Source organism: Colwellia sp. NW0002-52-1 (assembly GCF_057550865.1).
The window spans coordinates 146143-162804 of record NZ_BAAJLU010000009.1 but is presented as its reverse complement, the minus strand read 5'-3'; the positions used below and the strand labels follow the sequence as shown (position 1 = coordinate 162804).

General features: G+C 38.9%; 8 protein-coding genes. 2 read left to right on the top strand and 6 right to left on the bottom strand.

Annotation, left to right across the window (positions count from 1 at the left end):
* Positions 1 to 13: 13 nt before the first annotated feature.
* Positions 14 to 400, bottom strand: coding sequence for a hypothetical protein (locus AC27H3_RS11100; RefSeq protein ID WP_487106195.1), 387 nt, complete (start codon positions 398 to 400; stop codon positions 14 to 16).
* 261 nt (positions 401 to 661) lie between these two features.
* On the opposite strand from AC27H3_RS11100, the gene AC27H3_RS11095 reads away from it, so the two are divergent.
* Positions 662 to 1642, top strand: a complete 981-nt coding sequence (locus AC27H3_RS11095) for an integron integrase (RefSeq protein ID WP_487106194.1) — start codon at positions 662 to 664, stop codon at positions 1640 to 1642.
* A gap of 356 nt (positions 1643 to 1998) precedes the next feature.
* Here the strand turns inward: AC27H3_RS11095 and AC27H3_RS11090 are convergent, their stop codons facing one another.
* From AC27H3_RS11090 to AC27H3_RS11070, 5 genes are all read right to left on the bottom strand, one after another.
* Complete coding sequence (locus AC27H3_RS11090) at positions 1999 to 2919, bottom strand: aldo/keto reductase (RefSeq protein WP_487106192.1); 921 nt, start codon at positions 2917 to 2919, stop codon at positions 1999 to 2001.
* 106 nt (positions 2920 to 3025) lie between these two features.
* Entirely contained in the window at positions 3026 to 4516 is a 1491-nt protein-coding gene (locus AC27H3_RS11085) for a tryptophan halogenase family protein (protein WP_487106190.1), read from the bottom strand.
* A 128-nt stretch (positions 4517 to 4644) separates the two neighbouring features.
* A complete protein-coding gene (locus AC27H3_RS11080; RefSeq protein WP_487106189.1) occupies positions 4645 to 7470 on the bottom strand; it encodes a TonB-dependent receptor in 2826 nt (941 codons plus the stop codon).
* A gap of 614 nt (positions 7471 to 8084) precedes the next feature.
* Positions 8085 to 12365 (bottom strand): pullulanase-type alpha-1,6-glucosidase, encoded by a 4281-nt coding sequence (gene pulA / locus AC27H3_RS11075; RefSeq protein ID WP_487106187.1) that lies wholly within the window; start codon positions 12363 to 12365, stop codon positions 8085 to 8087.
* Positions 12366 to 12390: 25 nt separating this feature from the next.
* A complete protein-coding gene (locus AC27H3_RS11070; RefSeq protein ID WP_487106185.1) occupies positions 12391 to 15369 on the bottom strand; it encodes a TonB-dependent receptor in 2979 nt (992 codons plus the stop codon).
* Between the two features lie 475 nt (positions 15370 to 15844).
* Here AC27H3_RS11070 and lgt point away from each other — a divergent pair, with 475 nt between their 5' ends.
* The gene (lgt, locus tag AC27H3_RS11065; protein ID WP_487106183.1) at positions 15845 to 16633 is read left to right on the top strand and encodes a prolipoprotein diacylglyceryl transferase; all 789 of its coding nucleotides are present in this window, start codon (positions 15845 to 15847) and stop codon (positions 16631 to 16633) included.
* Positions 16634 to 16662 lie beyond the last annotated feature (29 nt).

Here is a 16662-nt window from a genome sequence, read left to right as displayed (position 1 = left end):
GCATGCTTTTACACTAATCAATTTCTATATCGATATAGTTTGGCACTAAGTTATCTGCAAGCCAATGCCAACTAAATTCAATATTAACGTTTGCGACTTGAAATTGATAATTAACTTCTACTCCATCATCCCAATGTTCAGTCTGCATTAAGAATTTATGCCGAATTGTTTCAGGTTGGAATTGAGTATTTACCAAAATAATTTCTCCATCAATTACCAAATCACCTGTGTAAATATCGCCTTTAGAGTAAAACTCACTAAGGCGCACACATATATTTTTGATAATTGAATCTTGAATATGAAAGCTAACACTACCATTTTGATGATTTCCATCAGGTAAACTTGATTGGCTCCCTAACACAAGATTTAAAATTTCAAATGAATCTAGATTGATGCACATAATTCCTAGCATGCTAACAGCTTATTATGAGGAAAAAATCCTTGTTTAAACAAGGAAAATATCCTTCTTTCATATCTTAAGATAATCAAAACATACCTTATTTATTCAATATCTACAATAAGTTACTAATGAAACATTTCGTTATGTTAAAGACATAAACGAGAATATTTCCTTTTTATTGGCTGAAAGCAGGAAATCGCACTAAACTGTACAAAAATACAGTACCTCTTATTGCGTAACAAAATAAATAAGGATAAATATATGAGTTCTCTTTTTCTTACCCATATTAAAGAGCAGATGTGGACAAAAAGGTATGCTAAACGCACTATCGAGTCGTATTTATATTGGATAAAAGCGTTTATCATTTTTAATAATAAGCGGCACCCTAACACTTGCCATAATCATGAGGTTGAGTCTTTTCTCTCTCACTTGTCTAATGTCATCAATGTGGCGCCTAAAACACAGGCATTAGCATTGAATGCCTTATCGTATATGTACAAATATGTGCTTAAAAATGAATTAACATTGGAATTAAACTTTAATAAAAGCCATATTCAGCAAAAACTGCCTGTCGTACTAACTCAAAAAGAAGTATCAGCACTGCTTGTACAAATTGACGCTAACTATCAATTAATTTGTCAACTTATGTATGGTAGCGGCCTACGATTAATGGAAGCTGTTCGTTTACGAGTACAAGATATAGACTTTGATTTTTATACTGTAAGAGTTTGGCAAGGTAAGGGAGGAAAAAACCGCTGTGTGACTTTGGCAAAAGAGCTTGTTGATGCATTAAAGATGCAAATAAATAGCGTTGAACTACTTTTTAGCTGTGACTCTAAAAACCCTGATTATCAGGGTGTGTATTTGCCTTTCGCACTCAGTAGGAAGTACCCTAATGCACGAAAAGAGTTCGGATGGCATTATTTATTTCCTTCAAAAAGACTCAGTATAGATCCTGAAGTAAATGCGCTTAGACGACATCATATAAATGAAACATCGATAAGAAAAATAGTAAAACAAGCGGCAAAGAAAGCGCGTATAGAAAAAAATGTTACTTGTCATACATTACGTCACTCCTTTGCTACGCACTTATTACAGCGAGGTGCTGATATTCGCACGGTTCAGGAGCAATTAGGTCATACTGACGTTAGAACAACACAAATATATACTCATGTGATCGAATGTGGCGCTGATGGCGTTACTAGCCCGTTATCCGATCTAATGAAAATAATCCCAAGTTGATTAATTTAAATTATTTTATATCAACTAGTTACTAGATTCTACAACTACTATCCAAGGTAAAGCCCATCTTAAATACCTCATTAAGAAGCAATAAAATAGCGGATTACAATAAGCGAGGTACGAGCAGATTAAATGACTTATATGCTTATTTAACCGTTCTATAAAGTATTTATAAACAATTGCGTAGCCAGTTATGACATGAACAGAAACTTGCATTGTCAATATAATATTTAGCTAAGCCCTGTCATTTAAAGGTGTCAGATAAATTTAGAGCCACTATATATTATGCTGTTAACACCAAGCACTTTATCAAGTGGCTTTATAAAATGACTCTATAAAACGAATTTATCTATCGACTAAGGCACAGCCTGGCCATTTCTAGACTCTAACAATCTATACCAATCTTCACGGGTATATTCTATTGTAAGTGATTGTTTAGCAGCAACTATACGCTCTGGGGTTGTTGAACCAATAATTGGACAAATGTTGCTTGGGTGCTTTAATAACCAAGCGAGAATAACCTGCCAAGGTGCACAGCTATATTTTTCGCTTTGTTGGGCTAATTCGCTAGCAATACGTTGCTCGTCTGCCGCTGAAAAGGTATTACCCCATGCCGCATAAGCTACACCGCCTAACGGACACCAAGCAATAGGCGTAATGTTGTGTTGTTGACATTGATCAAGCGTGCCATCGAGTAACGTATCAATATTGTGAATATTAATTTCTACTTGATTGACCAACAAAGGCATCGACATTGCCGACTTTAATAGCTCAACTTGAGAAGGTTTAAAGTTACTAACACCAAAGTGTTTTACTTTACCGCTGGCTTTTAACAAGGCGAAAGTTTCTGCGACTTCATTTGCATCAAATAGGTAATCGGGGCGATGTAGTAAAAACAAGTCTAGATAATCGGTATTTAAACGTTTTAAAGAGCCTTCAACACTGTCGAGCAAGTATTTTTGTCTAAAGTCATAACGTGTTGGTGCGTAGGCATTTGGCTCGTTTATCTTTGGTCGAATACCGGCTTTTGATGTCAGTATAACGTTATCACGCAAGCTAGGTTGCTCAGCTAGTAGTTCACCAAACAAGCTTTCACTATTACCCGAGCCATAAATATCAGCATGATCAAAGTGTGTATAGCCTGCATCTAACGCTGCCATTATGGCTTTTTTGCCTTTATTTCTATCTGCAATTGTATTGTCACCTGCTATGCGCATACAACCGTAGATCAGGCGTGATGATTCAATATTCGAACTGCCAATTGTTGTTTTTTCCATGTTGATACTCTTCATTAAAATTTGAATTTACACATTATGTGTTAAAGCGATTAACGCTTACCTAATAGCTATTTATTATCAGTAAGGTGGTTAACGTTTAAAGCGACTACAGCCGGCAATAATTGATTAGATAGTCGTCATGGCTAGGCAACTTTGAAAGTGGCTCGTGCTTAATCGCTTTAATTTTCTCTAACATTGAGGTGAGCTGTTCAAGAGACATATCATTGGCTAATGGGTGATAATCTTCTTGCTCAATCCCTTGCCCTAACATGACTTGTAACCATGACCCTTCATTAAACAAGTCGTTTTGGTCACGGAAAATTTTCCCGGTTTCTTGAAAAAGTTTAATTTTTGCTGTTAACGACTCAGGCACATCCATAGCACGTAAATCACGCCATAGCTGACTGTCATCTCTTTGGTTAACGTGATAATGCAAGATAATAAAGTCGCGAATTTGTTCATATTCTACTTTCGATTGGCGATTGTATTCATTTACTTGCGCGTCGCTAATGCCGTTGTGCGGGAACATATGAATAAGGCGAACAATGGCTGATTGAATTAAATGAATACTCGTTGACTCAAGCGGCTCTAAAAACCCACTCGATAGCCCGACCGCAATCACATTTTTATGCCACTGTTTACGTCGACGGCCAGTGGTAAATTTTATAACGCGAGGTTCAGCCAAAGGCTCTGATTCTATATTGGCTAATAACAGTGCTTTGGCTTGCTCATCGCTATAGTGTTTGCTGCTATAAACTAAACCGTTACCATTGCGATGCTGCAAAGGTATACGCCATTGCCAGCCGCCAGCATGAGCAATCGAGCGAGTATAAGGAACGGTTTTCTCAAACCTTTTAGAGGCTACAGCAACGGCTCGGTCACAAGGTAGCCAATGGCCCCAGTCTTCATATCCGGTATTTAGCGTTTGTTCAATTAACAAGCCTCGAAAGCCTGAGCAGTCTATAAATAAATCGCCCTTTATTACATCACCGCTTTTTAATTGTAATGATGTTACGTTGCCCGTTTTGTTGCACTGTTCAACATTTTCGACCATGCCTTCTGTGCGTTTAACACCTATTTTTTCGCTAAACTTTCTTAAAAATTGTGCGTATAAACCAGCATCAAAATGAAAGGCGTAAGGAATATCAATTATTGGGTCTTTTGATTTTATTTGTGCAAACTTGCCTTGGGTTGCACATAAGTAATTAAGGTCGTAATCCCATAAATTATCTTTTAAGCCAGCATCTTGTGCTCGTTTTAAATAATGATGAAAATGGCAAAAAGGTAGGCTTTTTCCTGCTGCACCAAAGGTATGAAAATAACTTTCTTCGGTGTTTTTCCAGTTTTCAAATTTAATACCAAGTTTTATAGTCGCTTTAGTCTCACGTAAAAACTCTGCTTCGTTGATACCAAGTACGCTGTTGAATAAACGAATAGGAGGAATAGTGGCTTCTCCTACACCAACGCTGGCTATGTCTTCTGACTCAACCAATTCAACGTCAATTGTCTTGCCCATGAGCTTTTTAATTAACGAGGCTGACATCCAACCCGCAGTACCACCACCTAGAACAACCACTTTTTTAATTTTATTTGTCATGTGTAATTCTCTACTTATTACCACTGCATTGATTCAGTATAAAACTATATTGGAGTACAAATAATAAAACCTGCCAGAAGCCTAGCAGGTTTTAATTTTACATACGTTTAACTAATTACACTGGCTAATTAAAACTTGTAATTAAGACCTAACGAGTAGTTTGCACCAAACGATTGATAAGACGTAATTTGGCGTGAATCACTTGCTTCAGCTTGTATCGTATCTTCATCAGTTAAGTTTTGTGCTTGCAAGGTTATACGTAATCCTTCAAGTGACTCTATACCAGAGTCTTTAAAGTCATAGCTAATTTGCGCGTCCCAAATTTCTGAGCCTAAATCTTCAGTAGCAACTAAAGCTAAACTTTGGCCGCGTGTTTCAGTAACAAACTCATCGCGTTTAGTACCGGCAATACGAATTTCAAAACCTTTGTATTCATAGTACGCCGTTAACGAGTAACTTTCTTCAGATAAACCCGGAATTCTGCCGCCGTCATCTAACTCACCGTCGAGGAATGTGCCGCTAATTGCCATACCAAAACCGTCTAAGCTTTCGTGGAATAAACGAAATGGCACACTGGCTTGTAATTCATAGCCTCTTACAAACCCTGTTAAACCGTCTTCAGTTGAGTCAACGAAGCCGACAAAACTTGCAGGAGTTTGCCCTTCTGAGCCTTGATGATAACCCGGGATATAAAACTCTGAGAAATCTGTTACCGTTTTTCCACTTCTATGCCAGTTTTTTAAATCTTTAAAGAAGAAAGTTGCTGCAAAATAACCATCGTCGGTGAAATAATTTTCGTATGATAAGTCAAACTGATTTGCTTCTAATGGCTTAAGAGATGCATTACCAGAAGCGCCAGACCATGGACTATTCTCAATATCTGAGCTCGTAATTTGCGAATCGTTAAAGCCGAATGTAACACGATTATTCGGTTTCATATCATCCATACGTGGACGACTTAATACTTTACCCATAGCCGTACGAATAAACTGATTTTCTGCAATTTCAAAGCTTAAGTTCAAGGTAGGTAAAATGTCGGTATAAGAGTCTCCACCGGTTACAACTCTTGCATCGACACGACCATTGGCATTATCAAGCACTGAAAATCCCGATGATTTTTGTTCTACATCAACAACTTGCAAGCCAATATTACCCGTCATGAATATATCGCCAAATTCAGCTTCTAAATTTAGTTTTACATAAGCAGATAATTGCTCTTCTTCTACGGTATAAGTATCGCCAAGTCTGTCGGTTTGAACCAATGATGCTGCTGTTGCAGTGTAGTAGCCGTTTTTATATAAACTTAAACTATCGTATGCAAGTACGCCATTGATACCAATAAAGTCTAAATTAGTAACGCCTAAAACGTTAGGAATTGGACCGTCTCCTGGGTACTCAGGAGCAGTTAAATAGTCGCCTTCATTAACTTTTTCTTTTTTACGGTCAGAGTAACGAACACCAGCTTCAACACCTGAAATAATACCGTACTCTAATAAACCATTAACTTGTAGGCGAACACTGTCTAAGTCTTCTTCGAATTCAGGGCGATTAATAAAGCCATCTTGAGCGTCACTACCAATGATAGGCGCCCCCCAAGCTTGAGGCCCTGCTAAACGCATTAAACTTTCGTCGGTATAATCAACACCCGGCAACGTTGGGTGATCGTTGTACATAACACCTGTTGATGTCATTTGCCAAGCACGAGCGGCGCTTGGGCGACCGTCAATACCAGCACGACCAACACCCGAGTAACTTTCAACATCGATAATAGATTTTTCAACTGAGCCTGTTGAAATATCTAACTCTGCTGACCAGTTTTCGTTTATGTCATATTCAATATTTAAACCAAAAGTGGTTAATTCTGAATCTTGGGTACGTGCGTCGTTACGCACTACTGAATGAAAGCCATCCCAATTACCAGACGTTATTAAACCATTTTCAACCGGATTTGCGGTGAAGTTAGCGCCGCCCCATATTGGACCGCCCTCTTCAAGACCTCGGCGTACGTCATTTTCGCTGAAATCGATGTATAGCGCGTCAAACTGAATTTTTAAATCGTCACTCGGTGCATATTCGATAATAGCGGCAATAGAGTCTCGCTCTAACAACGCTGAACGAGAAAACGAGTCGTGGCCGCCTAAAACTTTTGTTGATGGTTCAATATCATTTCCAGCCGAATCTTTTCGCTTAATGCAATTTTCACCGTTTTCATCACATGACTCGAAACCTACTTCTGGGTAGCCCCATCCGCGGAAGTTTTCTTCTTGGCGTGGTGTTTCAATTGAAGATACAACAAGGGCAACACCTAAGGTATCGTCCATAAATTTATCGACGAAGTTAAATGAAAAGCGGTGACCGTCATTGTCATAATCGGGGTTGGCAGAGTCGCGTTTGTTTTGTTCGAAATTGGCATTAAAAACCATAACAGGATCAGACGTTAATGGGCTTACCGTTTGTAAATCAACCGTTCCACCAATACCTTGAGAAACTAAACCCGCTTCAGGCGTTTTATAAACCACAACGTTTGAAACAATTTCAGTTGGATATAAATCGTATTCTACGCCGCGGTTATCACCCATGCCGAGTAATTCACGACCATTTAGTGAGGTGCCTACATAGTTTTCATTAAAACCACGAACAGATAAACCACTGGTTCGCCCATTTCGTCTTTCACCGGTTACTCCAGGAAGTCGTGCTAATGATTCTGCAATACTTGTATCGGGTAATTTACCAATGTCTTCGGCAGATAGTACTTCAACGATAGAGTTTGAACTCATTTTAATGGCTTGGGCTCGCTGTAAGCTTCCACGAATACCGGTAACTGTGATGATTTCTACTTCTTTTTCTTTCGCTGTTTTAGCGGCAACTTCTTCAGCAAGAGCAGGCATACTTAGCGCCATGAAACCGCTTGATAGCAAAGCCAAAGTTACTCGGCTAGGTTTGAAATTTAACATTGGTGAACTCCCCTATACATCCGTGCTTTAATTATTATTCAGCGATCCGTCGCTGATCTCGTTAATTTGGTTTTACTCTGCATATTTTTGCAGATGATTCTAATATAAAGCGGACGCTTGATGATGAATACACTTTACATACGTATTCATCATGTGCTCGTAACGGCTAACGAAAAAAAATATAATGTTCACGAGTAGTTAATACTTAACAAATGAATAATTACATTTGCTAATTTATATCAACAAATGCAGTTTGGTTAAAATCCCTACCAACAAAAAACTTAAAATATCCTTTATATACAGTAACTAAAATAAAAAACATCATAAAATAACATTTTCACTTTTGATGTATTAATAAGTTAAGTTTTAGGTTGTTGAGTTAACTATGTATGAATTTAATGCTTGAGTGACTCATTTTGAATACGTATGCAGAACAGAAGTTATTTATTGGTATACCTCGAAGAATAAACATACACCTTGAAAAACAAAAAACGCGCTAGCAAGCTAGCGCGTTTTAATCTTGTTAATTACCTTTAATTTTACTTTTTATCAGTTCAAAAAATTATAGTATTGGTTCAAAAGTTAAAAAATTGGTTCAAAAAAGGGTGATAACACTACAACTTTTTCGATACCGTTACCGTTGGAGCGCTTGGATTAGGCCCTGTTACGGTAAATATATAAGTCGCCTCTTCGTCTGCAACAAATGATAAATTATCATTTGAATCGCGCAGTAGCGTTAATGGTTGATCAAGATTAACAACTCCACCACTGTCGCCAGCGCCTATGTTAAATGTTGACCAATCGGCTGAGGCCACTTTAAAACCATAACTGGCTGCAGTTAATGCAATTTCTACTGAATAACTGGCATTACCTTGATACGTTAATATATCAACTTCGCCCCAACCGTTCATATCGCCACGAATATAGACGGTGCTGTCTTCAAACATTTGCGATTTATGCACCGATAGAGTTGGTGCATCTAAATCAGAAGCATCAAAAGTAAAAGTGTATTCTTGCGAAGTAGGAATTGTGATCGTTAAATTATCGTTACTGCCTGATAATAATGCTTGCTGCTCTGCTAATAACACTTCGGTATCATTTGCTGGTGCGCCCATGTTAACGGTTGACCAATCTGCAGACGCAACTTTGAAACTGTACGTATCAGCGTCAACACTAAATGTTGCAGAGTATTTACCACCACCAATATAGGTTAGCGGGTTCGCTTCATTCCAACCATTCATGTCGCCACGAATAAACACGGTTGTTCCAACAAAAGGCTCTTCGTTGCTCACCGTTAATACTGGCGCCTCGATATTAGAGGCATCTAATGTAAAGATATACGTTGAGTCTGCACTAATAGTTAAGGCTAAATTATCGCCGCCTGAAGCTAAGGTGAAACCAACACCTTCTTCAACTAGGTTTCCTGAACTAGATGCACCGTAGTTAACTGTTGACCAATCGCCTGAAGCCACTTTGAACTCATAATCGTTAGCGGTTAATTTAATTGACGCTTGATAAACGCCTTCACCCAAATAAATAAATGAGTCAACTTCACCCCAGTCGTTCATACCACCACGAACATAAAAGCTTGTATCACCAAAAGGCACTACATCGGGCGCACCTGCAGTAGCAATTGCCGATAAACCTGCGCCTTGTTGCTCACCTTGTAGTTTAACAAATACAGCGGTTGTTAGCGCTGGCACAGTAAACGTACCTTCAACTTCGCCTTGACTAAAGCTGGCACCGCTAACAATATTATCAACCGATGTTAACTGGGTGCTATGTAAACTAAAACCTTGAGCAGTAGGGACGGTATGCGACAATGTGGTGTTTGAGCCATTAACCACTACTACAATCGCATCATGAGCAGAGTCTAAATCATCAAGACCTGTACCATCATCAATACTCATCACGATTAAGCCTTGAGTTTGATTTTTCCCGATATTATGAAAACCAACACGGTTAACAATATCTGCACTGGTGGTTAATTTAAATAACGGGCTTGAGGTACGTATGTTCAAAAACTCGTTAAATACACTCGACGCGAATGATATTTCATTCATGCCAACGTTACTTTGTGCGTTAAGACCTATACGCAGCAGCTCTTCATCGCTGCGTCCGCCTTTATCAAGTGGTAAGCCCTTATTCCAATTGTTAGTGTTGTAAGTAAAATCAACAAAGTTGTACCAATCGCCAGCATCATAAGTATTACGGTCGAGTGATTTAGAACGTAGGAAGTCGCCGCCCATTTGTAAAAATGGAATACCTTGTGAAAGTAAAACAATAGCTTGAGAAACGTTTTGTGCTCTCACCCTGTTTTGCATATCCATAGAAGGCGCTAGGGTAAACTGTAACTGATCCCATAAACTTTCGTTATCGTGTTTTGAAATATAGTTAACCACATCAGCAGGGTCTTTAGCGTACATATTAGGTGAAAATGCACTACCTAAAACACTGGTACCACTGGCGCTTTTTAAAACATAGTCGGCAAGTGAACCGGCAAGACCTAGCTTGATAATATCTTGCTGCTTAAACACATCGCTATCATCACTATTGTTACTGAAGAACTTTCCGCCCCTAATACCATCACGCAGTCGGTCATTAAAGGTACCTATTTCGGTACCTGCCATGTTAAATTGATTGGCCTGTTCAAAACCGCGGTCATCACGTGTCCAGCCTTCACCATAAAAATGCGTATCGGCATCAATCGCTTGAATAGCAGCTCGAGCAGCAAGCATTTGTGACTTGCTACCGTGGCTCATAATATCGAACCTGAAGCCGTCAAAATTATAATGTTGCGTCCAAACTTTCAGCGAATCAACCATCAACTTGTCCATCATTTGATGTTCAAGTGCAGTGTCGTTACAACACGTTGATTGAATAACCGCGCCTGATTCGATATCGCGACTGTAGTAATAGCCAGGTACAACTTGGTCCAATACAGAATTACTTGATATACCTGCAGCGCTGGTATGGTTATAAACTACGTCTAAAACCACTCGTAAACCTAAGTTTTGCAGTGCTTGTATCATAGATCTCATTTCTACAATACGTGCAACGCCATCAGGGTTTGAAGCATAAATGCCATCAGGTACATTAAAATGTTTAGGATCGTAGCCCCAATTAAAGCTGTCTACATCACGTAACACATCAATAAGTTCAGCCGCTTCATTAGAATAAGTGTTATAGCCTTCAAGTACAGAAAGTAGTGTTTTATCAGCGCTTTCTACACCACAAACTGGCGCGTTAGCTTTAACAACACAAAGCTCGGCAACGGTATTGGTTAAATCAACAATCTGAGTTGGGTCTTCATTAATAGAAGCAATATCGTTAGCGGGTAACATATGAAAATGTGTTAAACCATTATCAACCAATTTTTGTAAATGCTGCACCGGTAAAGAGTTGGTTTCGGTAAAAGCTAAGTATTTACCTCGGTTGGCAACATCGGTGCTTTCATCTAACGCACTAAAATCACGAATATGTGCTTCGTATATCACCGCGTCTTCAAAAGTAATAGCATTAACATTTTGTTCAGCACCCCAACCTTCTGGCATAAGCTCAGTATCAGCTAAGTCTACAAATTGAGAGAAGTCACCATTGGTAGACAAACCTACAGAGTATGGGTCGGTTGTGGTTAAGGTTTCTATCGCTTGGTTTTGATAATGATAAACCGATAATTCAAACTGATAGAACATACGATCAAGGTCTGCTGCCCCCTGATAAGACCAAATACCCGTATGGGAATCTTCGGTCATTAGCGCACTATTTAACTTAGTTTTATCGGCATCATAGATATTAATAGTGACACTTTGTGCTGTTGGCGCCCAAACTGAAACGCTAACACCGTCGCTATTATAACTAAGCCCTAAATTTGCTTCATTCGCATCAGCATCACCTTGTGTATATAAGCCGTCTAATACTTTAGCTGTTTGTACATAAGTAGCCGTAATCGCTTTATCTTCAGTGTTGTAGCCTACCAGCACTAATTGATTTTTAAGTAATGCTTTAGCTGTTTGGGCATCAATGTCGGCTGAAAAAGCTGGCCACTCGGCAACTTGTACCGCTAATGCTTTTTGCTCATCTGACAATGTTGTTGCTGTTAATGACACAACAGTACCGCTAACAACATCTTCATCATTCGCGATGATATCGGCATTAACTGAGTGATGAAGCTTAACGCTAGTAACTTCTTCAGGTGTATTCCACACAAAAGTATTGCTATCAATCCAATGTGCAGCAAAGCCTGAGATTTTAAGCGGTTGCTTACCAAGTGAAACCAACGGGTATTCAAAAACAGAGGCAACACCAGAGAAAGTAAAATTCATTCGTTGATAAGTGGCATCATCTTGTTTAAGTGGCATTCTAAAATCACCACCGCCCATTTCTTTGCCGGCATCATCGGTGCCTTTATGAATAATAAAATTACCACATTCAGTAAAGTCATCAATCAAGTTTAACACCCAATATGCGCCATAATTAGGATCTACACCGGTATGAACAAGCCCACTATCCCAGCTTGCTGCTATAGAGTCAGCAGCATAGGCGTCACATTCTGGCGTATTCCAATTATGCAGTTTGTATTCATCATAAGCACCATCTGCTCGATTAAAATAAAGTACCGCTTGGCTTTCACTTGGAAAGAACACCGGAGCGGGAGCTTCGGGATCAACACCTACCACACAAGACTCATTTTTAGCATCTGGAACCGTAGGCACTGGGCACTGAATTGGCTCAGGTGCAATACATGCATCACCACTGGCATTGGGCACCATTGGTACATCACAGGTTAATAAGTTTTGACCTGACTTAGTACTTTCAGCACCACCACAGGCAGATAAAACGAATGAGAATAATGTTATCGCCAGCAGCTTTAACATTGAATTTTTATTAGACATGAAATTTACTCCATTAATTCGGTGCTTATAACGCATAAGTTAGCCCCAGAAAGAATTGACGACCAAAATACTGCAACGTGCCTGTTTGTGCTTCAAAGCCAAAATAACTTTTTGTAGGTTCGTCGGTTACATTATTGATTTGGAATACAGCACCAAAATTTTCATTGATTTGGTAAGATGCTTGATAGTCGATGATCATTTCGTCATCGTAATTTACGGTTTGCGCTTCAACAGCCACTTGTTCAGAAACAAAGGCATCGCGGTAACGTAAATTAACCCGAGTTTCAAATCCTTGGTATTCCCAAAACACCGTGGTTTGAATCACGTTTTCTGATAATCCTGGCAATGAAATAGGTAAGTTTTGCGCACCTAATTGTGATATTTGCTGTATTTCACTTTTGGTATGAGAGTAACTGGCAGTAAAACCTAAGCCCGACCATAAATCAGGAAGGAATGAAAATATTTGCGTGTAAGCAACTTCCACACCCTTAATATAGCCACCTTTGTTATCGTTAAATGCGGTTTCAAAATTACCATTACGTATGGTTAACGGCACACCACTTAAGGGGTCAATAAATTCATCTGGCACCACTAAACCATTTCCAGTAAAGTCATATTCACTGATGGTTTGCGTAACAATACCTGCAGATTCAATGTCTTTATAAAAGATAGCCGCAATGAATGAACCATCGGTATCAACAAAGTATTTCTCAAAAGATAAGTCATATTGATTGGCGTAAAATGGTTTCAAATGCGGGCTGTTTTTTGCGTTACCACTAACCTCAGCGAACGAGCCATTTTCAGTAATCACTTTATTGATATTGACACTACTATTTGAAGCTAAACGATCAATATTAGGTCGACTCATGACTTTGGCGGCCGCAAAACGTATTTGATCATTATCAGTTAACTTAAAGTTTAAGTTCATCTGAGGTAAATAATCAGTGTAGCTATTACTAATTACGGTGGGTAAGTAACGATTATTGACTAAACCGACTTCATCAGTAATGTTTTGAGCGCCCAGTTCAATATCGCCACCTACATCTTGTAAAGACGTAGCTGATTGCTTGGTATCAACAACACGTACGCCTATGTTACCTGTTACCGGTAAGCCACCAATTTCAGTATCGATATTGGCCATAATGTAAAAGGCAAAAATATCTTCAAATACTTTGCCGCTTTCTTTCAATGTCCAGTCAGTATTGCCTTGGCCACGACCTTCGCCATTAACCACACCACCAGCAGTTGGTCCCCAAGTTTGCACAGGTTGTGGAATACCACCTGGAAACCAAGCATTAAGCACGGCATTTTGATCAAGAGCTAAATAGCTCGGAAAATAAGAAAAATCGCCCTGCCAATTAACCACGGTTGCCATATCAGGTGTAATATTTAAAGGCGGCTCTAGTAAGTTAAAGCCACTGTCACTGCCATATTCAAAAACAGCACGGTCATTACTGTATTCACGCTCAGAGTAGCGTGCACCTATTTCAATAGATGAAAAATAGTTATTGTCTAATTGGTAGGTAAAGTCGAAGCGAACAGCGCTCACTTCATCTTTGTTCACATAAGGGTATATGCCGTATTTAGAGACCATTACACGGTTTAAGTCGGTAAAAGCATCAGCTTGATTTAAACCAACGTCAGGTAAATTTAAACCATTAAGTAAATAGTTAATTGACACATTGTTATCAAAATCAGGCGACTCTGCATTAGCGTCTTCAGCTACTAAAGCCCAAATAAGACCATTTTTGAACTCACTCTCTGCTGAAGAGTAGGAAACATCAAAGCTCAAGTGCAAACTTTCGGTAATATCCCAATCGGCATTGATACCTAAGCTTGTGACTTCGTCATAATCAGTATTATCATCATTAACGATTTCTATGCGGGTTGAGCTGTTTGAAGTCCGGTTAAATGAACCTCCAATTACGGCATTATTTTCTATAACAGGGTTACTTATTGCAGCTTGATCTCCTTCTAATTTAACGCGATAACCGCGAGCAAATTCTTCTGAGTCAAATTTTGAATAGAAGCCGTCAAATTTCAAGTTAAAGTTATCAGTTGGTTGCCACTCTAAAGTAGCCACAAAACCATCACGGGTTTCTTCACCGCCTTTGTGTTGAAGTTCAAAACCTTCACTAATGAACTCACACTCAACACAACTTTCTGGGCCGCCTGTATCATCAGCAACACCATCAAGCTCTTTAGATTTGCTATAAGCTAAACCCACAAACTGTGTGGTAGCACTGGGTTGAAATAAACGTGCATACCCTAGCGCAACACCTACCGTTTCATCGAAATATTTACCTTGATAAGAAACACTAAAACGATGACCGCTAGAGGCTGCATCAGGTATATCGCCAGCTAAGTCATTGTACATACCGCGAGCATTTACCGTAAACGTATGTTCTTTTTTATTGCTTAAAGGGCTCGCGGTTTTTAACTCTACAGTGCCGGCAACGCCGCCTTCAATAAGCGATACTTTCGGCGACTTATAAACCGCCGCATTTGAAATTAGCTCTGAGGGATATTGGTCAAACTCAACACTACGTTGACCACTGGTAGACACTTGTTCACGGCCATTAAGGGTTGTGGAAATAAAGCCACCTGACATGCCTCTAATGTTAATTTCTGCGGCTTGCCCCCCTGTTCTTACTGCTGAAATACCCGGCAAACGGGTTAATGCATCTGCCATAGAAACATCTGGCAAACTTCCTAAATCGTCAGCGGTTAGTTGCTCAGAAACAGTGTCTGCAAAGCGCTTTTGGTTAATCGATTCGATGAGTGAACGTCGAAAACCGGTGACCTCGATTACTTCAACATCATTACTTGTGGATACTTTATTGGTAGTTTCTGACGTACTTTTTTCTACAACGCTTTTATTTTCAGCGCTTAGTGCTTCTACAATTTCTTTATCATTAACTTGTTGAGCATGCACAGCTCCAGTTAAAGTTAACAACCCACAAGAAATCGCCAATGCAAGTTTGTTAGGCCTAGATTTAAACATAATAGACTTCCCCCTATTTGATCTTGAGTTTTTATTTTATTTATTTATTTTTATTTGCAGCTATGACTTATTTAGTTAATTTAGCTAATTTAATATAGAGGGCTCGTTAAACTATGCACAGTGTGTGCATACGTATTCAAAATCAGTCAATTTCTAGTGTGATTGCTTAAAAGAGCGACACTTAAATAAACTAATACCGTTTTTCACTCGGCGCAGTAAGGTTTTGCCATTAATTAGATGTTAACGAGTTGGCTTTAAAATAAAGGGAACTGACTTTTTAAAAAACACTTGAATACGTATGCAATACTTTTATTTTATAGATGAGTAGATGGGCAAATAAACTCATTAACGCATTGGAACAAATTAATTCACCACAGCAACAATTAGCTTGATAGAATGTCGGCAAATAAGTGCTAATTCAAACGTCTAAGCACAACAACTTCATTATAAATAAGCCATATTAAGGGTGACGCTTTTGCAACATTTAGTTTGGGATTTAGATCCCGTATTTTTTTCCGTAGGTCCATTAACCATTCATTGGTACGGTTTGTTATTTGCTATTGCAATTTTATCTGGCTTGCAGGTTATGAAATGGATTTTTCAAACCGAAAAACAAGACCTAGCTGCTCTTGATAACTTACTGGTTTATATCGTTGTTGGCGTAATTGTTGGCGCTCGTTTAGGCCATTGTTTTTTCTACGAACCAGGCTATTACTTTGCTAACCCACTGAAAATACTTGCGATATGGGAAGGTGGTTTAGCCAGTCATGGTGGCGGCCTAGGCGCTATTATCGCGGCAGGACTTTACAGTAAAAAATATCAAATGAACTTTATGTGGTTGTTAGACCGCCTTGCTATTTGTACTGCGTTATTTGGCTTTTTTGTACGTAGTGCAAATTTTGTAAACTCAGAGATTTTAGGCACACCAAGCAATGTACCTTGGGCCGTAATTTTCGCACGTATCGATAACATTGCTCGCCACCCTTCTCAGCTCTACGAAGCTTTTGCTTATTTAAGTGTATTTTTTGTGTTGATGTTTATTTATAAACTTAAAAAAGCACAAACACCAAAAGGTTCTATTTTAGGTATTTTCTTAATTTTAATTTTTACTGCCCGCTTTCTTATTGAAATGTTGAAAGAAAAACAAGCTGCCTATACCGCTGACATTGCGTTAACGGCAGGACAAATGCTGAGTATTCCATTTTTTATCGCGGGTGTATTGTTAGTAGTTTGGTCAGTTAAAAACAACAAAAAAACTAATTAAGATTAATATATTAAGGTTACGGTTTACAT

Excerpts from the sequence above, each read along its gene's own strand:
- AC27H3_RS11100 (WP_487106195.1), bottom strand. The coding sequence starts at position 400 with ATGTGCATCAATCTAGATTCATTTGAAATTTTAAATCTTGTGTTAGGG.
- AC27H3_RS11095 (WP_487106194.1), top strand. The coding sequence starts at position 662 with ATGAGTTCTCTTTTTCTTACCCATATTAAAGAGCAGATGTGGACAAAA.
- AC27H3_RS11090 (WP_487106192.1), bottom strand. The coding sequence starts at position 2,919 with ATGGAAAAAACAACAATTGGCAGTTCGAATATTGAATCATCACGCCTG.
- AC27H3_RS11085 (WP_487106190.1), bottom strand. The coding sequence starts at position 4,516 with ATGACAAATAAAATTAAAAAAGTGGTTGTTCTAGGTGGTGGTACTGCG.
- AC27H3_RS11080 (WP_487106189.1), bottom strand. The coding sequence starts at position 7,470 with ATGTTAAATTTCAAACCTAGCCGAGTAACTTTGGCTTTGCTATCAAGC.
- pulA (WP_487106187.1), bottom strand. The coding sequence starts at position 12,365 with ATGTCTAATAAAAATTCAATGTTAAAGCTGCTGGCGATAACATTATTC.
- AC27H3_RS11070 (WP_487106185.1), bottom strand. The coding sequence starts at position 15,369 with ATGTTTAAATCTAGGCCTAACAAACTTGCATTGGCGATTTCTTGTGGG.